Here is an 18,328-nt window from a genome sequence, read left to right as displayed (position 1 = left end):
CCATTTCGCTGATCATGGAAACGCTATTTCTGAATCGGCGTGACCAGGCGGTCTTCGGGGATCACCGCGACACCGAGGATCTCGATCATGGCCTCCGGTTGCCACAGCGCGGTGCAGCCGATGCCGGCCATGGCGGGGTAGACCGGGCCGGCGAGCTCGCGCCACACCGCGCCGATCTCCTTGCCGTTGGCCTGGTAGTCGGGGACGTCGGTGAGGTAGATCGTGATGCTGACCAGGTCCTCCGGCACGCCGCCCGCAGCGCGGAGGGTGGTCAGCACGTTGCCGAACGCCTGGCGGAACTGCGCGACGATGCCGCCCGGCACGATCTTCATCCCGGCGTCGGTGGCCGTCTGCCCACCCAGGTGCAGCGTCGTGCCCGCCAGGGTTCCGTGGGAGTAGCCGCTCGGCCGGGGAAGCTCGGCGGGGTTCACCGCTAGAGGCCTCATGCGTATTGACAATATCTGACGGCGGTGAAGAATGCGATATATGGAGCCCGACCTGAGCAGGTACCAGCTCGAAGGCGACAACTCGACGTACCGACTGCCCAGCGGCCTGGTCGCGCCGGTGGTGACGCGGGGCGGCAGCGAGAACCCGGACACCGCGAACTCCGGCGGCGCGATCCGCATCTCCGGCGTGAGCATCCAGCACACCCCGGCCACCCGGCTGTGGTTCGGCAAGGTCACCAACGAGCCCGGCTACCGCTCGGTCACCCACCACCACGGCGAGGCCGAGACCGGCGGGTACGTGCTGTCGGGCCGGGCGCGGATCTACTTCGGCGACAGGTTCGAGGACTACGTCGACATGGAGGAGGGCGACTGGGTCTTCGTGCCGCCGTTCATGCCGCACATCGAGTGCAACCTCTCCCGCAACACCCCGCTGACGTGGATGACGACGCGGACCCCGGAGAACATCGTCGTCAACCTCGACGACGTGCCCGACGAGGACCTGCGTGACTGGCTGACCCGATGACCGCGGGCACCTCCGCGTTCTTCACCTCGGCGATCACGCTGGAGCGGGCCGAGCCGGAGCACTTCGACCTGGCGTTCACCGCCGTCACGCAGCCCTGCCCGTGGCCCAAGGCCTACGGCGGCGACCTGGTGGCGGCGGCGGTGGCCGCGGCCGTGCGGTCGGTGACCGACGGCAAGGTGCTGCACTCGATGCACAGCTACTTCCTGCGCCCGGCCGACATCGGTGCCGAGGTGCGCTACGAGGTGGAGCTGCTGCGCGACGGCCGGGGCTACAGCACCCGGCAGGTCCGCGGCTACCAGAACGGCAAGCCGCTCTACGCGTGCCTCGCGAACTTCGCCGCGGGGGAGGCGGGCGGCACGTTCGCGGCCGGGCTCACCGACGACCTGCCCGGCCCCGAGGAGCTGCCCAGCTCGGCGGCCTACCTCGCGGACCGCGCCGGCGGCACCATGACCGAGGAGTCGAAGCACTACTGGTCGGTCGGCCGCAGCTTCGACATGCGGCACGTGCCCGGCCCCGTCTACCTCGCCGTCGAGGGCGACCGGGTGCCGCACCAGGCCGTGTGGCTCAAGCCGTTCGACCCGCTGCGCCCGGTCGAGGGGCTCACCGACGCCCAGCGGGATGTCGCCGCACTGGCCTACATGTGCGACTACACCATCCTGGAGCCCGTCCTGCGGGTGCTCGACCTGCCGTGGGCCCGGCCGGGACTGGTCACCGCGAGCCTCGACCACGCCATGTGGTTCCACCGCACCGGCCCGGTCGACGACTGGCTGCTCTACGTCCAGGAGGCCGTCGCCGCCGACGACGGCCGCGGCCTGGGCTCCGGCCGCTTCTTCACCCGCGACCGCAGGCACCTCGCCACCGTCGCCCAGGAGGGCATGATCCGCGCCGCTTGACCCCGCCGCCGCCGGAAGGACCCGCCATGGACACCTTCGCCCGCGACCACCTCCCGCCGCCGGCGCTGTGGCCGACCATCGAGTTCACGACGCCCGAGCTGGCCTACCCCGACCGGCTCAACGCCGCCGCGGAGCTGGTCGACGTCGCCGCCGCGCGGTTCGGGCCCGGCCGCCCGGCGCTGCGCACCCCGGCGGGCGAGGTGTGGTCCTACGGCGAGCTGCGGACCCGTGCGAACCAGGTCGCCCACGTGCTCGTCGACGACCTGGACCTCGTTGCCGGGCAACGGGTCCTGCTGCGGTCGCCGAACAACCCGTGGACGGTGGCCGCGTGGCTCGGGGTGCTCAAGGCGGGCGGTGTCGTGGTCACCACCATGGCCGCGTTGCGCACCCGTGAGCTCACGCCGGTCGTCGAGCGGACGCGTCCGTCGATCGCGCTGACCGATCCCCGGTTCGCCGCGGACGTGCGGGCCCTGCCGGGGCTGACCGTGGTGACCCACGACGACCTCGCGGCCCGCGCCGAGCGCAAGCCGGGGGAGTTCACCGCCGTGGACACCGCCGCCGACGACGTGGCCCTGCTGGCGCCGACCTCGGGCAGCACCGGCTCACCCAAGATCACCGCGCACTTCCACCGCGACGTGCTCTCCATCGACAACACCTTCGGCCGGCACGTGCTGCGGCTGGTGCCGGACGACCTCGTGGCGTGCACGGCGCCGTTCGCGTTCACCTTCGGCCTGGGCATGCTCGTCGTGTTCCCGTTGCGCGCCGGTGCCTGCGCCCTGCTGACCGAGACCGCGACACCGCCGCAGGTCGCGGACCTCGTCGCGGAGCACGGCGTCACGGTGCTCGCGACGGCACCGACCGCGTACAAGGCGATCCTGCGCGACGGCGCCGAGCAGAAGCTCGCGGGCCTGCGGGTGGCGGTGTCGGCCGGTGAGCACCTCCCGCGGGAGACCTGGCAGCGGCTTCAGGACCGGCTGGGGCTGCGCGTGATCGACGGCATCGGCGCCACGGAGCTGTTGCACATCTTCATCTCCGCGGCCGGGGACGACATCCGCCCCGGTTCCACCGGCAGACCCGTGCCCGGCTACCGCGCCACCGTCCTGGGGCTCGACGGCGAGGAGCTCGGCCCTGGCGAACCCGGCCGGCTGGGCGTCATCGGCCCGGTCGGCTGCCGTTACCTCGACGACCCGCGGCAGGAGGACTACGTGGTGGGTGGCTGGAACGTCACCGGCGACGTCTTCCACCGCGACGAGGACGGCTACTTCCACTACCACGCCCGCAGCGACCACATGATCGTCTCCTCCGGCTACAACATCGGCGGCCCCGAGGTGGAGGAGGCCATCGACACCCACCCGGACGTGCTGGAGTCCGCCGTCGTCGCCAAGCCCGACGAGGAACGCGGCTCGATCGTGTGCGCGTTCGTGGTGCTGCGCGAGGGCGTCGAGGCCGGTGCGGCGAAGGCCCGTGAGATCCAGGACCACGTCAAGCGGACGATCGCGCCGTACAAGTACCCGCGCGAGGTCCGGTTCCGCACCTCGTTGCCCCGCAACGCGAGCGGCAAGCTCCAGCGGTTCGCGCTCCGCAGGATCGTCGAGCAGGAGGTGCCGGCGTGAGGATCGCTGTCGTCGGTGGTGGGCCCGGCGGGCTGTACTTCGCCGCGCTGATGAAGCAGCTCGACCCCGCCCACGACGTCACCGTGTGGGAACGCGACGCGGCCGGCGTCACGTTCGGCTTCGGCGTGGTGTTCTCCGACGAGACGCTCGGCGGGATCGAGAACGCCGACCCGGAGTTCGCCGACGCGATGGCCAGCCGGTTCGCGCGCTGGACGGACATCGACATCCACTACCGCGGCGAGAGCCACACGGTCGGAGGTCAGGGGTTCGCCGCGATGAGCCGCAAGGAGCTGCTCGGCCTGCTCCAGCGGCGGTGCCACGACCTGGGGGTGGCCGTGCACTTCTCGGCGACCGCGCCCGACGTCCGGCTCCTGCGCGCGGACCACGACCTGGTCGTCGGCGCGGACGGGGTGAACTCGCTGGTGCGCCAGACCGCCGGGGACGTCTTCGGCTCCACTGTGGACCACCGGCGCAACAGGTACATGTGGCTCGGCACCGACCGCGTCTTCGAGGCGTTCCAGTTCTTCATCAGGGACACCGAGTGGGGCACCATGCAGGTGCACGGCTATCCCTACTCCGACAGCGGTTCCACGTTCATCGTCGAGATGCACGAGGACGTCTGGCGCCGCGCCGGGTTCGACACCGGCGAGCAGTTCGCGCCGGGTGCGTCCGACGACCGCGCCGTCGACCGGATTCGCGAGCTGTTCGCCGAGGAGCTGGGCGGCCACGAGGTGTTCGCCAACAACTCCAAGTGGCTCAGCTTCGCGACCGTGCGCAACGAGCGCTGGCACGACGGCAACCTCGTCCTCGTCGGCGACGCCGCGCACACCGCCCACTTCTCGATCGGCTCCGGCACCAAGCTCGCGATGGAGGACTCCCTCGCGCTGGCCGCCTGTCTGCACGAGCACCCGGACGTCGGGACCGCGCTGGCCGCGTACGAGGCCGAACGCCGTCCCGTCGTGGAGTCCACCCAACGCGCCGCGCAGGCGTCGCTGGAGTGGTTCGAGAACATCGGCATGTACACCGGCCAGGAGCCGACCCGGTTCTGCTTCAACCTGCTGACCCGCTCGCGCCGCATCACCCACGACAACCTCCGCACCCGCGACCCGGAGTTCGCCGATCGCGTGGACGCCGCGTTCGCCGCCGCCCAGGGCCTCCCGGCCATCGCGCCGGCGATGTTCCAGCCGTTCCGGCTGGGCGGGCTGGAGCTGAAGAACCGGGTCGTCGTCTCACCGATGGACATGTACTCGGCTGTCGACGGCGTGCCCGGCGACTTCCACCTCGTGCACCTGGGCTCCAAGGCGATGGGCGGCGCTGGCCTGGTGATGACCGAGATGGTGTGCGTGTCGCCGCAGGGCCGCATCACGCCGGGCTGCACCGGTCTGTGGAACGACGAGCAACGCGACTCGTGGGCGCGCATCGTGTCGTTCGTGCACTCGCGCAGCACCGCGCGCATCGGGTTGCAGCTCGGCCATTCCGGCCGCAAGGGCTCGACCCGGCTGATGTGGGAGGGCATGGACGACCCGTTGCCGGAGGGCGGCTGGGAGACGGTCGGGCCCTCGCCGCTGCCGTACGGTCCCGCCTCACCCGTTCCGCGCGAACTCACCCGCGCCGACCTGGACGAGCTCACCCAGTCGTTCACCGAGGCCGCCCTGCGCGGTGCCGAAGCGGGTTTCGACCTGCTCGAACTGCACTGCGCGCACGGCTACCTGCTGTCGTCGTTCCTGTCGCCGCTCGCGAACCGGCGCACCGACGCCTACGGCGGCTCGCTCGCGAACCGGTTGCGGTACCCGCTGGAGGTCTTCGGCGCCGTCCGCGCGGTGTGGCCGGCCGGGCGCCCGATGATCGTGCGCATCTCCGCCACCGACTGGGCCGACGGCGGCACCACCGAACACGACGCCGTGGAGATCGCCCGCGCCTTCATCGCCCACGGCGCGGACGCGATCGACGTCTCCTCCGGCCAGGTCACCGCGGACGAACGCCCGGCGTACGGCCGCTCGTACCAGACCCCGCTCGCCGACCGGATCCGCCACGAGGCCGCCGCCGCCACCGGCACGGCCGTCATCGCCGTCGGCGCCATCGCGTCCCACGACGACGTGAACTCCATCCTGCTGGCCGGTCGCGCCGACCTGTGCGCACTCGGCCGCACCCACCTGTACGACCCGCACTGGACGCTGCACGCGGCCGCAGAGCAGGACCACCGCGTCGACTGGCCGGTGCAGTTTCAGGCCGGCAGCCGGAAACCACCGTCGGCGCGCACCGACGCGGTCCGCCCGCGGCTGTCGCTGCTGCGGGCGGACCCGCCGGAGCGCACCGTGCACCTGCGGTGGACACCGCGCAGCGCACCGGAGCGGGTCCGGGACGAGCCTCCGGCCACCGGCACCCGCGTCTGACCGGCGTCAGCCCGCTACCTGCCGCCGTAGGGTCATGCGGTGTCGCAGCCGTCGCTCACCACTCGGTCGCGGCGGCGAACTCCGCGAAGGTCCGCGCAGGCCGCCCGAGCGCCCGCTGCACGCCGTCGGAGAGGTACGCGTCGGTGCCGTTGCGCAGCGGCTCGACCATGTCCGCGAACGCCCGCGCGTCCTCGGGTGCGAAGCCCTGCGCGGTGAGCTCGGCGATGTGGTCGTCGACGTCCAACGGCACGTAACGGATCTCGCGACCGGCGTGAGCGGAGATCGTGGCCACCGCCTCGGCGAGCGTCACGACCGCGGGCCCGGACAGCTCGTAGACCTGCCCGTCGTGCCCGTCCTCGGTGAGCGCGGCGCCGACCACGGCGGCGATGTCCTCGGCGTCGATGAAGCTCGCCGCACCCTCACCCGCGGGCAGCCGCAGCTCACCGGCCTCGACCGCGGCCGAGAAGAACCCCTCGCTGAAGTTCTGCGCGAACCAGCCCGGCCGGGTGATCGTCCACTCCAGACCGCTGGTGCGCACCGCGTCCTCGCTGTCCAGCAACCCGTCGAGGACCCCGCCGCTGTCCGTCGCGTAGTCCGGGTCGTCGATGCCGCGACCGGACGCCAGCACGACCCTGCGCACACCGAGCTCCTGCGCCCGTCGCACGAACGGGCGCACGAGCCTGGTCCCGTCGACCTGCACGACGTAGACGGCGCTCACCCCGTCGAACGCCGCGTCCCACGTCTGCTGGTCGGTCCAGTCGAACACGTGCTCCCCGCGCCGTGACGCCGCGCGGACCCGCACCCCCTGGGCCCGCAACCGCCGCACCACGCGCCTGCCCGTCTTGCCGGTCGCACCGGTGACGAGAACTTGATCAGTCATGGGCCCAGCCAACCTCGGTCCGGTGAGACGATCCATGGCTCTGGCACTCTTCTGGATGTTCGATCGTCTACGGTGGGGCTCGTGGCTGTCGTCTCGCAGCTGCTGGCGGACGTGCGAGCGCGTGGCGCTGTGTTCCGGCAGGCGGCCCTGACCCCGCCGTGGGCGCTGCGGATGTGGAGCGGCGCCCCGCTGACGCTGGCCGTCGTGCTGCGCGGTGAGGCGTGGATCGTGCCCGACGGCGCCGACGCGGTGCTGCTCGAACCGGGCGCCGTGGCCCTGGTCCGCGGCGACGTGCCCCACACCGTCGCCTCCACACCGTCCGCCACGCCGACGCACGACGTGACCGCCGCCGACTACTGCCCACCGGGCCCGGAGCCGGCCACCTGCGGAACCCCTGACAACAGCGCCGCCGTGCTGCTCAGCGGCGCGTTCGAACGCCGGGGTCAGCTGAGCGAACGCCTGCTGTACGCGTTGCCGCCGGTTCTCGTGGTGCCCTTCGGATCGCCGCCGGCTGTCGCGGAGGCGATGGCCGCCGAGATCGCCGGCGGACGCCCCGGCCACCACCTGGTGCTCGACCGCATGCTGGACCTGCTGCTCGTGTCCGCCCTGCGCACCTGGTTCGCCGATCCGGCCGCGAACCCTCCCGCGTGGTGCCGTGCGCTGGACGAGCCGGTGGTGGGCGACGCGCTGCGGTTGATGCACGCCACGCCGGCCAGGTCGTGGACCGTGGCGGCGCTGGCGGCGGAGCTGGGAGTGTCGCGGGCGGCGTTCGCGCGGCGGTTCAGCGCCTCCGTCGGGGAGCCGCCGATGAGCTACCTCACGCGGTGGCGGATCACGTTGGCGGCGGACCTGTTGCGGGGCGGTGGGGAAACCGTGGGTGCCGTTGCGCGGAAGGTGGGGTATTCGGACGCGTTCGCGTTGAGCGTGGCGTTCAAGCGGGTGCTGGGAGTGCGACCGAGTGACCACCGCACCCGGTCGGCCGGCGGGTGAAGTGCTGTTATTCCGGGCCGTGGAAGACGTCACCGTCGCGGTAGATGAGCTTGATGCCGAGCGACCACAGCAGGTCGACGACGCTGGACGACGGCCTCGACGGCAGGAGGACCGCCTGCACCGCGTCGCGCCGCAGGTGGTGCCGGTAGTCGAACAGCTGACCGATCGCCATGCGCACGTGTTCGCGCGAGGCCGACTTCTTGGCCTCGATGATCATCGGCACGTCCTCGTCGAACACGTCGCACACGAGCTGCTCCCCGGAGGGCAGCCGGACGGTGAGGCAGCGCAGCTCTCGGCCGAGGTACTCGCCGTACTGCTGGATGAGCTTGGCCTCGTCGAAAGTCACGGTCCGGGGACCTGAACCGCTGTTCTTCGCCGTGGTCGTCTCGGGCACGGCGTTGACGGGCCTCGAGGTCACCACGGGTTCGGACGACGACGGCCGGCTGGTCCTGCCGTGCCGGGCCAGTGCGTTGAGCAGGTCCCACTCGGCGGAGCTGAGCGGGAACGGGTTCGTGCCGCCGGGCATCCGCATGATCAACGAGTCGGCGAACTCCTCCACGGGCGCCAGGCGGTGCCTCGTGATCGGTGCCTCGAAGAGGTAGCGGTTGAACCTGAGGTCGACGACCTGCGCCGAGCTCGGGCGCGAGGCCTTCCAGAACGAGTCGAACTCGGTGGTCGGGTAGGCCGCCGAGGCGAGCCGGCCCATCGCGTAGACCCCGGCTGCCGGCCCGGAGACCCAGAACGCGAAGTCGTCGCCCGGCCGCAGGTCCCGGTGGTAGCGGCCCACGGTCCAGGGCACCTGGTCGGTGGTGCCGTCCTCCCACCATGACCAGACGTCCCACACCTCCGGGTTGCACTGCAGCAGCCAGTGCCGGGGTGCTTCGGCCGGTTCCGCCCCAGCGCCGGAGATCCGGGCGTGGTCCGCCGCGGACACCAGCGTGATGCTCCGCAACGGCGTCGACATGCCCAGGGGAGTCAGGATCCGCTCGGCGGGCACCGGGGTGTCGTACTCCTCGACGTCGCCGAGCGCCATCATGTGCTCCCACGTGGCGCCGTCCTCGTCCACACCCCACACCGCTCGCGCCGCGGCGGAGTTGCGGAACACGTGCAGGATCGTCGCCTCGGCGATGAAAGCCTTCTCCGCGTAGAACATCACCTTGTCGCCGGCCCTGCGGTCGCGCAGTGCCACGGACTTCGCGTTGTTCCTGCCCGGTGCAGCCGGTGTGGAGCCCCACAGCCGGGCGATGCCGTCGGGGTAGAGCGCCTCGAGCGCGGGGAGGTCGGCTCCCAGCTCCGCGGCGATGCCCGAAAGCGGCACGCCCCGCCTGATCGACAGCTCGAAGTTCTCCGGCCCCTTGAGCTCACGCCTGCCGCGGGGCTGCAGCACGAGCTGGACGTCGTTCATGATCGTGAGGATAGCCATGGCCACCGCGGACGGCGTGATTTCCGACCAAACAAGTGGAGCAGGTTGAACACCTCGGCGTTCGACCTGTGACAAGGGTCGTTGCTCGTCGATGGTTGAGGTTCGTCCCAGTGGGCACCCCGGTGTCACGACAACGCAGGGAACCCAGCTGTCGGGGAGGACCACATGGGCACCGACGACAAGATCGACCACAAGGCCGACGAGCTCAAGGGCAAGGTCAAGGAAGGCGTCGGCGACGTGACCGACGACCCCGGCCTGGAGACCGAGGGCAAGGTCGACCAGGCGAAGGGCAACCTCGGCCAGGCGGCGGAGAAGGTCAAGGACGCCTTCAAGAAGGACTGACGAAGCCGCGAGGACCGACCAAGGGGCGCGCACCCGGCACGAGGTGCGCGCCCCTTGGCGTGCAGGAACGTCAGGACACGGAGTCGGTGCGCCCGAACTGGTGCGACTCGTTGCGCCGCATCACGCGGTCGAGCAGCTCGGCGTCCTCGCCGCCCTCGTCACCGGAGGACGTGAGGGCCAGCAGGAAGATGATGACCACGCTGACACCGGCACCGCCGATGATCAGGGACGTGATCAGCTCCGACGAGTTGTCGACGACCAGCGGGGCGTTCGGGGTGAGCATGACGTGCATGGCGTGCATGCCGGTGTAGTGCATGCCGGTGACCGCCACGCCCATCACCAGCGCGGCGCCGGCGACGGCGAGCCAGCCGCGGACGTTGGCGGTGGCCCAGAGGGCGGCTGTCGCGGCCACGACGGCGATCACGACGGAGAGCACCACCAGGCCGGGGTGGTAGGTGACGTCGGCGCCGATCACGATGCCCGCCATGCCGGTGTAGTGCATGCCGGCCACGCCGAGGCCGGTGATCAGGCCGCCCGCCAGGAACGGCCAGAGCCGGGTGTTGTCGCCGCGGCGGACCACGAGCAGGCCGAGGGCGACGACCACGATGGCGACCACCATGCTCGCCAGGGTGATGGGGATGTCGTAGGCGACCTTCGCGCCCATCCAGGTGCCGAGCATCGCGGTGAAGTGCATGCCCCAGATCCCGAGCCCGCCGATGGACACCGCGGCGATCGCCAGCCACCCGTTGCGTGACGCTCCGGTCGCCGTCCGTGCGCGTTCGGCGGACAGGAGACCGAGTGCGGAGCCGACGCACGCGACGAGGTACGCGGTGATCAGAGTGGAGGTCCCCATGTCCATGGGCCGAATGCGAACATTCTTCACCTATATGTGCAAGGAAACCTCCGGTGTCACATGGGCAACGAATGTCCACTGCGGACAGAGGGCCATCGGCCGGTCACCGAGCGCACTCCCGTCCGCAGAAGTGCTGCGTGCCGTGCCAGGTCGGCGACGCTGCGTCAGTGCGACTCCAGGACGCTCGCTGCCAGTGCGTCGGCCGCGGCACGGGTGCCGATGTCGACGACGGCGCGCAGCACGGCGGGGCGGCGTTCGGTGCGGCCGACGCGCAGGCTGCCGAGCGGCGGGCGGATCTGCAGGCACGCGGGGTGGGAGGCGAGCACGGCCTCCTCGACGAGCCGGTCGTCCTTGCGGCGCAGGAAGGTCTCGACGACGCCCGGTGCGTGGCGGGCGAACCAGCGCCGCAGCACCAGCCGTTCGCTGCGGGTCGGCGGCATCGGCACCTCGTCGGAGCGGACCGTGCGCAGGACGACCAGGTGCGTGGCCTTCTGGGCCAGCGCGGTGCGCACCGGGACCATCTCGCTCATGCCGGCGTCGACGTACGGACGGCCGTCGATCACCACCGGCGGGCCGGCCAGCAGCGGCATCGCGGTCGAGGCCCGCAGCGCGGCCTGCAGGCTCGGCACGTCGTGGATCCGCTCGTGCAGGTCGGTGGACTCGCCGGTGAGGGCGTCGGTGGTCATCGGGTGGAACTCGACGGGGTTGTCCAGGATGTCCTGGAAGCCCATCGGCACGACCTGGGTGTAGATGGTGTGCACGAGGTGCTGGGTGTCCACGACGGGCAACCGGCGCAGCGCGCGCATCGGGTTGATGGTCGTCCGCATGACCGCGGGGTCCCACCAGGCGTGTTTGCTGCTGTCGGCACGCCCGCACAACAGCCACGCACCGTTCAACGAGCCCGCCGAGCTGCCGTAGACCGCGTCGAACGCCGGCAGCAGCCCGAGCTGTTCGATCGCGACGGTCATGCCGCTCGAGTACGCGCCGCGCGAGCTCCCGCCCTCGATCAGCAGCACGAGGCGTGCGTCGTCCGCGCGGTTGCCCGGTGTGCTCCCTTGCCGCTTGCGGTCGCGCAGCAGCTGGAGGACGGACTCGGTCACCTTCCACCCCTTTCCCGGCACGGGTACACCACCGATGATCCACGAACACCGGACCGGCGGCCCGGCCGCGGCGACATGCGGGATGAAGATCCGCGCATATCCGCAACGACCGCCCTCCGCGGGCACTACGGTGGCGGTCGGTGGATCAGCGAGGTGTGAGGGGTTCGGGGACATGACGTCGTGGGCCGAGGTCGTCAGCTACGTGCGGCTGCGCTACGAGGTGCTGGAGGAGCAGGACGCGTGGCTGCGGTTCCGCCTCGACACCGAGGACGGCCGGTCCCAGCAGGTCACGGTGCACCACCTGCCCGACCTCGACGGCGCGCAGTGGCTGGAGATCTCCTCCGCCGTCGGCCGCGCGGACGAGATCGACCTGCGGCGGCTGCTCGAGCTGGCCGGCGGGGTGGACGTCGGCGGCGCGGCCGTGGTGGACGGGGTGGCGCTGCTCAAGCACACGATCCCGCTGGAGCACCTCAGCGTGCAGGAGGAGTTCGGCCGGCCGCTGACCCTCCTGGTCGCCCGCGCCGACGCCTTCGAGCACGAGCTGACGAGCACCGACCACTTCTGACACCCGACCGCACCCGTTGTGCCGCAACGGGACTCGTCACGGCACCGCGGGTGGCGCGCTCACACCGCGGTAGGTCATGGTCTGGCTGTAGACGATGCTGGTGGTGGTGCTGCCGAACGCCATCAGCTCGTCGACCACCCGCTCCAGGTGCGGCATCGACGTGGCGGCGACCTTGAGGGTGTAGCAGTCCTCGCCGGTGGTGCGCAGGCACTCCAGCACCTCCGGCCGCTCGGCGAGGAACCGGTGCAGCGGCTGGTGCCGGTTGCCGGGGTACTTCAGGCGCACCACGGCCAGCACACCGTAGCCCGTGCTGGCGAGGTCGACGGTGGCCCGGTAGCCGGTGATGACCCCGGCGCCCTCCAGCCGCTTCACGCGTTCGGTCGTGGCCGAGGCGCTGAGGCTGACGCGGCGCCCGAGCTCGGTGATCGGCACGCGGCCGTCGCGCTGCAGCTCGGCGAGGATCGCCCAGTCGGTCGCGTCGAGCGTCTCGGTCATCCGGCGAATGTAGCGGGAAATCCACGGCCGGACCGCGCAGATGCCGTGAAGATCCCCTTCAGCGGACTCGGTCCGACGGCCTAGCCTTGATCACGTGTTGATCGGCGTGAACGTCCCCAACTTCGGCCCCGGCACCAGCCCGGCCGTGCTGCGCGACTGGGCGCGGACGGTGGAGGGCCTGGGCTTCGACCTGCTCATGGTGTCCGACCACGTGGCGGTGACGCCGGACGTGGCCGAGCAGTACCCGGCGCCGTTCTACGAGCCGTTCACCACCCTGTCCTGGCTCGCCGGGGTGACCGAGCGGATCACCCTCGGCACGACCGTGCTCATCGCGCCCTACCGGCACCCGCTGCTGGTCGCGCGGATGGCGGCGAACCTCGCCGACCTCAGCGGCGGGCGGCTCGTGCTCGGCGTCGGGATCGGCTGGGCGCGCCAGGAGTTCGCGGCGCTGGGCGTCGAGTTCGGGCGCAGGGGCGAGCTCACCGACGAGCTGATCACGGCCGTGCGCACGGCGTGGGAGGACGACGGCTACCGCGCAGGGCACATCCCGATCTGGGTGGGCGGGCACAGCGACGGGGCGTTGCGCCGCGTGGTCCGGCTCGGTGACGCGTGGCACCCGCTGCGGCAGACACCGGACGGGTGGCAGGAGTCGTTGGCGCGGTTGAAGAAGACGGCTGCCGAGCAGGACCGGCCGGTGCCCGGTCTGGCACCGCGGGTCCTGCTCCGGCTGACCGACGACCCGCCGGCGGAACGGCGGCTGGGGGAGGGCACCGTCGAGCAGGTCGTCGCGGACCTGGAAAGGCTGCGGGCCGACGGCGCGCACGCGGTGGTCCTCGACCCGTTCATCGGCGACCCCGAGGAGACGCGGCGGCCCGAGGCCGCGTGGCACGCACTGGCAGCGGTACGGAAGGAGTTCCGGTGAACGAGGAGCATCTGCGGCGGGCGCTCGCACTGGCGGCCGAGGCACGGGCGGGCGGCAACCCGCCGTTCGGGTCGCTGCTGGTCGGCCCGGACGGGTCGGTGCTCGCCGAGGAGCGCAACACCTGCCTGACCGACGACGACATCACCGCGCACCCCGAGCTCAAGCTGGCCAGGTGGGCCGCGCGGTCGCTCGACGCGGACACGGCGGCCGGGACCACGATGTACACCTCCTGCGAGCCGTGCGGGATGTGCGCGGGGGCGCTGGCCCGCTCGGGCATCGGGAACGTCGTGTTCGCGCTGTCCACAGAGCAGCTCAACGGGCTGAAGACGACGGGCGGGTTCGCCGCCGTGCCGAACGACGGCCCGCACCTCTACGACGAGGCGAAGGTGCCGGTGGAGGGCTACTACCCGTAGCCGATGCCCCGTGAGCATCGAGGTGGTTGGCTGGACGGTGTGGAGTTGCGACAACTGCGGTACGTCGTGGCGGTCGCCGAGCACCGCCACTTCCGGCGTGCGGCGCACGCGCTCGGGATGACCCAGCCCTCGCTGTCGCGGCAGGTGGGCGCGGTCGAACGCGAGCTCGGCACGGCTTTGTTCGAACGGACCGCCCGCGGCGTGGTGCCGACCGCCGCGGGCGAGGTCTACGTCGTGCACGCCCGGCAGGTGCTGGAGCAGGTCGAGGCCGGGGCGACCGAGGCGCGGCGGGCTGCCCGCGGCCAGACCGGGTCGCTGCGGCTCGGGTTCGTGGGGGAGGCGCTGGTCGAGCTGCTGCCCTCGCTGCTGGCGCGGTTCCGGTCGGTGCACCCCGGGGTGGGCCTGGAGTGCCGTGAGCTGTCGACGGCGCAGGGCGCGGCTGCGTTGCGCGCGGGTGAGGTCGACCTGGCGTTCTGCCGCGGTGCACCGGCCGGGGACGGCGCCGAGCTGCTGACCTCCGTGCCGGTCGCCGGCGACCACCTCGTGCTGGTGTGCCACCGGGGCCACCCGTTCGCCGGGCTGCCCGCCGTCTCCGCAGAGCAGCTGCGCGGTCAGCCGCTCATCGCGTCGTCGGCCGCCGACGAACCCGCCGCGGCGCGGGTGCTGGCACCGCTGCTCGGCGCCTCCTGCGGGGTCACCGCGACGCGGGACGTGCACACCGTCATCGGCCTGGCCGCCTGCGGGCTGGGGGTGGGGCTGCTGCCGTCGAGCGCGCGGCGCCTGGCCCGGCCGGAGACCGTCGTCGTGGAGGTCGACCCGGTGCTGCGGCTGCCCGACCTCACCATGGCGTTCCGCTCCACCGACGGGTCACCGCCGCTGGCCGCGTTCCTCGCCGTGACGAGGGAGCACTGCCCCGGAACCGGGAAGCTGCTGGCCAGGGTGATGCCCCGCAGGCATCGCCGGTCGGGTTGACGGGCATCACGCGCGCCGGGGGCCGCCGCCGGGGGTGACATGGGTGCATGTCGATCACTTCACAAGCGGTGCGGTACGGGGTCACGTTGGCCGGTACGGGCGGGGACGACCTGGTGGCGGCCGCCGTGGACGAGGCCCGCAAGGCCGCCGGGTTCGGCGCCGACTCGGTGTGGCTGGGGCAGCGGCTCGACTACGACGCCATCGGCCTGGCCGGGCTGGTGGGCGTGCAGGTGCCGGGCATCGACGTCGGGGTCTCCGCGGTGCCGGTGTTCGCACGGCACCCGCTGCTGGTGGGCAGCCAGGCCCAGACCGCGCAGGCGGCCACCCGCGGCCGCTTCCACCTCGCGGTCGCACTGGGCGCGCCGCCGATCGTCGAGCAGGCGTTCGGGTTGCCGTGGGAACGGCCGGTGACCCGGCTGCGCGAGTTCCTGACCGCACTCGGCCCGTTGCTGCGCGGCGAACCCACCCAGCACGAGGGCGAGCTGCTCACCGCGCGGTCGCTGCTGCCGACCCACGTCCCCGGTGCGGCGCGGACCCCGTTGCTCGTGGCCGCCATGGCACCGCAGGCCCTGCGCGTCACCGGCGAGCTGGCCGACGGGACCGTGCCGTACCTCGCGGGGCCCAAGGTGCTCGCCGAGCACATCGTGCCCGCCGTCACCGCCGCCGCGGCAGCGGCGGGCAGGCCGGCTCCCCGCGTCGTGGCGCTCGTCCCCGCCGCCGTCACCACCGACCGGCGGGACCTCCGCACCATGGCTGACGGCCTGTCCTTCTACCCGCAGTTCGCCTCCTACCGCCGCGTTCTCGAGCTGAACGGCACCGAACGACCGGAGGAGCTGGCACTGCTCGGCGACGAGGACACCGTCGCAGAGGGGCTGCGCCGCTACGTCGAAGCCGGCGCCACCGAGGTCGTCCTCACCGCGCACCACGACCTCAGCCCCGCGGTGCAGACCAGGACGCGCCGGTTGGCGGGAGCGCTTGCACGTGCTGCGAAGGAGAGTGTGATCAGCGGCTAAACCTGGTGGTAGTTGATTTTGAACCGGTTTGCGATGATCAGACCGGGTCGGCCCGCCGCACGACTCCGCCAGACGTGGGAAACTGTCCGTCGCACTGCGAGACGGAGGTGGGATGGCGGAGGACAGGACGTCGTTGCGGATGCGCGTCCTCGACGCCATCACCGACGGAGCGCTCAAGGAGCTCGACCTCGACAAGGTCCTGCACGTCCTGCTGGACCGCACCCGCGAGCTGCTCTCGGCCGACACCACCACCGTGCTGCTCGTGGACCGCAGCGGCACCCAGCTGGTGGCGCGGGCGAGCTCCGGTCTGGACGAGGAGGTCTTCCAGGGCGCGCGCGTTGCGGTCGGCAGGGGTTTCGCCGGTCGCGTCGCCCAGTCCCGGCTGCCGCTGCAGATCGAGCACGTCGACCCGTCCACTGTGGTCAACCCGCTGCTGTGGGAGCACGGCCTGCAGGTCATGCTCGGCGTCGCGATGATCGCCGAGGGCGAGCTGACCGGCGTCGTGCACGTCGGCCGCACCACCGCCGACACCTTCTCGGAGGAGGAGGTCGACGCCCTGCAGCTGATCGCCGACCGCCTCGCCGTGGCCGTCTACGTGAACCGCTTCCGGTCCGAACGCGCCGCCGCGACACTGCTGCAGGAAAGCCTTCTCCCGGCTCGGCTGCCGAGCACCGAGGGCTGGGAGCTGGCCGCACGGTACGTCCCGGGCGCGGAGAGCGGCGTCGGCGGCGACTGGTACGACGTGTTCGACCTGCCCGGCGGGCGGATGGGCGTGGTGATCGGCGACGTCGTCGGCAACGGCCTGAAGGCGGCCGTCGTGATGGGACGGTTGCGCAGCGCGTTGCGCGCCTACGCGCTGGAGTACGCCGATCCCGCGGTCGTGCTGGCCAAGCTCGACCGGAAGGCGAGCCACTTCGAGCACGAGACCATGGCCACCGTCGCCTACGCCGTCATCGACACGGCGACGCACCACATGAGCCTCGCCGTGGCCGGCCACCTGCCCCCGGTGATCGCGCAGCCGGGTGCGGAGGCCTGCTTCGCCGACGTCCCGGTGGGACCGCCGGTCGGCTTCGACCTGGGCAGCTCCGGCCGCCGCGCCGCCGAGGTGGAGCTGGCGCCGGGGTCGCTGGTCGTGCTCTACACCGACGGGCTCGTCGAGCGGCGCGACCAGGACCTCGACGACGGTCTGGAGCGGCTGCGCGGCGTCGTGACACCGCTGGAGCCGGAAGAGCTGTGCATCCAGGTGATGGCGACGATGGTCGGTGACCAGCCGGCGACCGACGACATCGCGCTGGTGGCGATCCGGCACAGCCCCTGACGCACGTTCATCCGCGCCGGGACCGGGTAGCCGAGCGGTATGACCACTGAACGGCGTGACAACGCGGAGCAGGACTACGACAACGCGGAGCAGGACTACGACAACGCGAGCCGGACCTCGTTGCAGGAGGCGGGGGCGGACGTGGTGGACGAGGCGGAGACCGTGCCGGGCCGCAGCGGCTCCGGGTCGGCGCACCCGGAGCCGAACCCGACCGGGAACGTCGGTCTCTCCGACTACTCGGTGAGCGACGACCCGGACCGGGGCTGACCGGTGACCGGCTCGCTGCACTTCATCGGCAACGCCACGACGGTGCTGCGGCTGGGGCCGTTCACGCTGCTGACCGACCCCAACTTCCTCCACAAGGGACAGTGGACGCACATCGGGCAGGGCGTGGTGTCGCGCCGGCTCACCGACCCGGCCGTCGAGATCGCCGACCTGCCCGAGCTGGACGCCGTGGTGCTGTCGCACCTGCACGGCGACCACTTCGACCGGGTGGCGAGCCGGGAGCTGGCCCGCGACCTGCCGGTGCTCACCACACCACACGCGGCGAAACGCCTGGCACGGCGAGGTTTTCGCGAGGCGCAGCCGTTGCGCACGTGGGAGACGACGACGCTGACCCGCGGCACGGCGCGGCTGACCATCACCTCGTTGCCCGGCCGGCACGCGCTGGGAGCGGTGGGCCACCTGCTGCCGCCGGTCATGGGCACCATGCTGGAGTACCAGGAGGCCGGTGGGCGGCCGTTCCGCGTGTACCTCAGCGGCGACACGCTCGTGCACCCGTCACTGCGGCAGATCCGCGACCGCTTCGCCGACATCGACTTGGCGGTCGTGCACCTGGGCGGCACCAAGGTCCTCGGCGTGCTGCTCACCATGGACGGCGAGCAGGGCGCCGACCTGGTGGAGCTGCTCTCGCCGCGCACCACCGTCCCCGTGCACTACGAGGAGTACGGGGTGATGAAGTCGCCGCTGTCCGACTTCACCGCGGAGATCGCCCGGCGCGGCACCGGCCTGGACGTGCGGGTGGTGCCCCGCGGCGACACGGTCCCGCTGCCGGTGCGGCGGTGAGATCGGGCACCATCGCGCCGCACGGGGAATGCCCGCGCGCCGGTGCACGTTCCCGTGGCACAGGCGGAAGCCCGCCGTGCACCGGCTACCGGACGGAAGTGTTGGGCAG

Annotated in this window: 20 protein-coding genes; 14 read left to right on the top strand and 6 right to left on the bottom strand. The window is 72.0% G+C overall.

Going from position 1 to position 18,328, the window contains the following annotated elements:
• Positions 1 to 23: 23 nt before the first annotated feature.
• Positions 24 to 446: a RidA family protein gene (locus ACVDFE_RS28460; RefSeq protein WP_360384226.1), complete on the bottom strand. Its 423-nt coding sequence runs from the start codon at positions 444 to 446 to the stop codon at positions 24 to 26.
• A gap of 40 nt (positions 447 to 486) precedes the next feature.
• Here ACVDFE_RS28460 and ACVDFE_RS28455 point away from each other — a divergent pair, with 40 nt between their 5' ends.
• The 4 genes from ACVDFE_RS28455 to ACVDFE_RS28440 are packed head-to-tail and all read left to right on the top strand — an operon-like array spanning position 487 to position 5,868.
• The gene (locus tag ACVDFE_RS28455; protein ID WP_360384224.1) at positions 487 to 969 is read left to right on the top strand and encodes a cupin domain-containing protein; all 483 of its coding nucleotides are present in this window, start codon (positions 487 to 489) and stop codon (positions 967 to 969) included.
• The gene (locus tag ACVDFE_RS28450; protein WP_458432549.1) at positions 966 to 1,862 is read left to right on the top strand and encodes an acyl-CoA thioesterase; all 897 of its coding nucleotides are present in this window, start codon (positions 966 to 968) and stop codon (positions 1,860 to 1,862) included. The genes ACVDFE_RS28455 and ACVDFE_RS28450 overlap by 4 nt, the downstream gene beginning before the upstream one ends.
• Before the next feature lie 26 nt (positions 1,863 to 1,888).
• Positions 1,889 to 3,475 (top strand): AMP-binding protein, encoded by a 1,587-nt coding sequence (locus ACVDFE_RS28445; RefSeq protein ID WP_458432548.1) that lies wholly within the window; start codon positions 1,889 to 1,891, stop codon positions 3,473 to 3,475.
• Positions 3,472 to 5,868 carry a bifunctional salicylyl-CoA 5-hydroxylase/oxidoreductase gene (locus ACVDFE_RS28440; protein WP_458432546.1) on the top strand — a complete coding sequence of 799 codons (2,397 nt, stop codon included), beginning with the start codon at positions 3,472 to 3,474 and terminating at the stop codon, positions 5,866 to 5,868. Before ACVDFE_RS28445 ends, ACVDFE_RS28440 begins: the two co-directional genes overlap by 4 nt.
• 55 nt (positions 5,869 to 5,923) lie before the next feature.
• Here ACVDFE_RS28440 and ACVDFE_RS28435 read toward each other — a convergent pair whose 3' ends face one another.
• On the bottom strand, positions 5,924 to 6,748 hold the full coding sequence (locus ACVDFE_RS28435) for an NAD(P)H-binding protein (protein WP_458432545.1): 825 nt from the start codon (positions 6,746 to 6,748) through the stop codon (positions 5,924 to 5,926).
• Between the two features lie 81 nt (positions 6,749 to 6,829).
• Between ACVDFE_RS28435 and ACVDFE_RS28430 the strand changes: the two genes are divergently transcribed.
• Positions 6,830 to 7,738, top strand: coding sequence for an AraC family transcriptional regulator (locus ACVDFE_RS28430; protein ID WP_458432544.1), 909 nt, complete (start codon positions 6,830 to 6,832; stop codon positions 7,736 to 7,738).
• Between the two features lie 7 nt (positions 7,739 to 7,745).
• Here the strand turns inward: ACVDFE_RS28430 and ACVDFE_RS28425 are convergent, their stop codons facing one another.
• Positions 7,746 to 9,143 carry an EVE domain-containing protein gene (locus ACVDFE_RS28425; protein ID WP_458432543.1) on the bottom strand — a complete coding sequence of 466 codons (1,398 nt, stop codon included), beginning with the start codon at positions 9,141 to 9,143 and terminating at the stop codon, positions 7,746 to 7,748.
• A 183-nt stretch (positions 9,144 to 9,326) separates the two neighbouring features.
• Here ACVDFE_RS28425 and ACVDFE_RS28420 point away from each other — a divergent pair, with 183 nt between their 5' ends.
• Complete coding sequence (locus ACVDFE_RS28420) at positions 9,327 to 9,503, top strand: CsbD family protein (RefSeq protein ID WP_360384210.1); 177 nt, start codon at positions 9,327 to 9,329, stop codon at positions 9,501 to 9,503.
• A 70-nt stretch (positions 9,504 to 9,573) separates the two neighbouring features.
• On the opposite strand, the gene ACVDFE_RS28415 is transcribed toward ACVDFE_RS28420, so the two are convergent.
• Positions 9,574 to 10,356: an MHYT domain-containing protein gene (locus ACVDFE_RS28415; RefSeq protein WP_458432542.1), complete on the bottom strand. Its 783-nt coding sequence runs from the start codon at positions 10,354 to 10,356 to the stop codon at positions 9,574 to 9,576.
• Between the two features lie 164 nt (positions 10,357 to 10,520).
• Positions 10,521 to 11,456, bottom strand: coding sequence for a patatin-like phospholipase family protein (locus tag ACVDFE_RS28410; protein WP_360384206.1), 936 nt, complete (start codon positions 11,454 to 11,456; stop codon positions 10,521 to 10,523).
• Between the two features lie 172 nt (positions 11,457 to 11,628).
• Here ACVDFE_RS28410 and ACVDFE_RS28405 point away from each other — a divergent pair, with 172 nt between their 5' ends.
• Positions 11,629 to 12,021, top strand: a complete 393-nt coding sequence (locus ACVDFE_RS28405; protein ID WP_360384204.1) for a hypothetical protein — start codon at positions 11,629 to 11,631, stop codon at positions 12,019 to 12,021.
• 36 nt (positions 12,022 to 12,057) lie between these two features.
• On the opposite strand, the gene ACVDFE_RS28400 is transcribed toward ACVDFE_RS28405, so the two are convergent.
• A complete protein-coding gene (locus ACVDFE_RS28400; protein ID WP_458432541.1) occupies positions 12,058 to 12,516 on the bottom strand; it encodes an Lrp/AsnC family transcriptional regulator in 459 nt (152 codons plus the stop codon).
• Between the two features lie 94 nt (positions 12,517 to 12,610).
• On the opposite strand from ACVDFE_RS28400, the gene ACVDFE_RS28395 reads away from it, so the two are divergent.
• From ACVDFE_RS28395 to ACVDFE_RS28365, 7 genes are all read left to right on the top strand, one after another.
• Positions 12,611 to 13,438 carry an LLM class flavin-dependent oxidoreductase gene (locus ACVDFE_RS28395; RefSeq protein WP_458432540.1) on the top strand — a complete coding sequence of 276 codons (828 nt, stop codon included), beginning with the start codon at positions 12,611 to 12,613 and terminating at the stop codon, positions 13,436 to 13,438.
• Positions 13,435 to 13,851: a nucleoside deaminase gene (locus ACVDFE_RS28390; RefSeq protein ID WP_458432539.1), complete on the top strand. Its 417-nt coding sequence runs from the start codon at positions 13,435 to 13,437 to the stop codon at positions 13,849 to 13,851. Before ACVDFE_RS28395 ends, ACVDFE_RS28390 begins: the two co-directional genes overlap by 4 nt.
• Before the next feature lie 39 nt (positions 13,852 to 13,890).
• The gene (locus tag ACVDFE_RS28385) at positions 13,891 to 14,823 is read left to right on the top strand and encodes a LysR family transcriptional regulator (protein WP_360384196.1); all 933 of its coding nucleotides are present in this window, start codon (positions 13,891 to 13,893) and stop codon (positions 14,821 to 14,823) included.
• A gap of 47 nt (positions 14,824 to 14,870) precedes the next feature.
• Positions 14,871 to 15,836: a TIGR03564 family F420-dependent LLM class oxidoreductase gene (locus ACVDFE_RS28380; RefSeq protein WP_458432537.1), complete on the top strand. Its 966-nt coding sequence runs from the start codon at positions 14,871 to 14,873 to the stop codon at positions 15,834 to 15,836.
• Positions 15,837 to 15,948: 112 nt separating this feature from the next.
• Complete coding sequence (locus tag ACVDFE_RS28375) at positions 15,949 to 17,154, top strand: PP2C family protein-serine/threonine phosphatase (protein ID WP_458432536.1); 1,206 nt, start codon at positions 15,949 to 15,951, stop codon at positions 17,152 to 17,154.
• A 39-nt stretch (positions 17,155 to 17,193) separates the two neighbouring features.
• The gene (locus ACVDFE_RS28370; RefSeq protein WP_458432535.1) at positions 17,194 to 17,421 is read left to right on the top strand and encodes a hypothetical protein; all 228 of its coding nucleotides are present in this window, start codon (positions 17,194 to 17,196) and stop codon (positions 17,419 to 17,421) included.
• 3 nt (positions 17,422 to 17,424) lie between these two features.
• A complete protein-coding gene (locus ACVDFE_RS28365) occupies positions 17,425 to 18,219 on the top strand; it encodes an MBL fold metallo-hydrolase (RefSeq protein WP_458432534.1) in 795 nt (264 codons plus the stop codon).
• The last annotated feature ends 109 nt before the right edge of the window (positions 18,220 to 18,328 follow it).

The sequence above is a fragment of the Lentzea chajnantorensis genome, from assembly GCF_054300775.1.
Note: the sequence above shows the minus strand (reverse complement) of the source record. Positions and strands in the feature narration are given on the sequence as shown.

Bases quoted from the DNA above. Each gene is read 5' to 3' on its own strand.
- ACVDFE_RS28460 (WP_360384226.1), bottom strand. From the start codon at position 446: ATGAGGCCTCTAGCGGTGAACCCCGCCGAGCTTCCCCGGCCGAGCGGC.
- ACVDFE_RS28455 (WP_360384224.1), top strand. From the start codon at position 487: ATGGAGCCCGACCTGAGCAGGTACCAGCTCGAAGGCGACAACTCGACG.
- ACVDFE_RS28450 (WP_458432549.1), top strand. From the start codon at position 966: ATGACCGCGGGCACCTCCGCGTTCTTCACCTCGGCGATCACGCTGGAG.
- ACVDFE_RS28445 (WP_458432548.1), top strand. From the start codon at position 1,889: ATGGACACCTTCGCCCGCGACCACCTCCCGCCGCCGGCGCTGTGGCCG.
- ACVDFE_RS28435 (WP_458432545.1), bottom strand. From the start codon at position 6,748: ATGACTGATCAAGTTCTCGTCACCGGTGCGACCGGCAAGACGGGCAGG.
- ACVDFE_RS28425 (WP_458432543.1), bottom strand. From the start codon at position 9,143: ATGAACGACGTCCAGCTCGTGCTGCAGCCCCGCGGCAGGCGTGAGCTC.
- ACVDFE_RS28420 (WP_360384210.1), top strand. From the start codon at position 9,327: ATGGGCACCGACGACAAGATCGACCACAAGGCCGACGAGCTCAAGGGC.
- ACVDFE_RS28415 (WP_458432542.1), bottom strand. From the start codon at position 10,356: ATGGGGACCTCCACTCTGATCACCGCGTACCTCGTCGCGTGCGTCGGC.
- ACVDFE_RS28405 (WP_360384204.1), top strand. From the start codon at position 11,629: ATGACGTCGTGGGCCGAGGTCGTCAGCTACGTGCGGCTGCGCTACGAG.
- ACVDFE_RS28400 (WP_458432541.1), bottom strand. From the start codon at position 12,516: ATGACCGAGACGCTCGACGCGACCGACTGGGCGATCCTCGCCGAGCTG.
- ACVDFE_RS28380 (WP_458432537.1), top strand. From the start codon at position 14,871: ATGTCGATCACTTCACAAGCGGTGCGGTACGGGGTCACGTTGGCCGGT.
- ACVDFE_RS28375 (WP_458432536.1), top strand. From the start codon at position 15,949: ATGGCGGAGGACAGGACGTCGTTGCGGATGCGCGTCCTCGACGCCATC.
- ACVDFE_RS28370 (WP_458432535.1), top strand. From the start codon at position 17,194: ATGACCACTGAACGGCGTGACAACGCGGAGCAGGACTACGACAACGCG.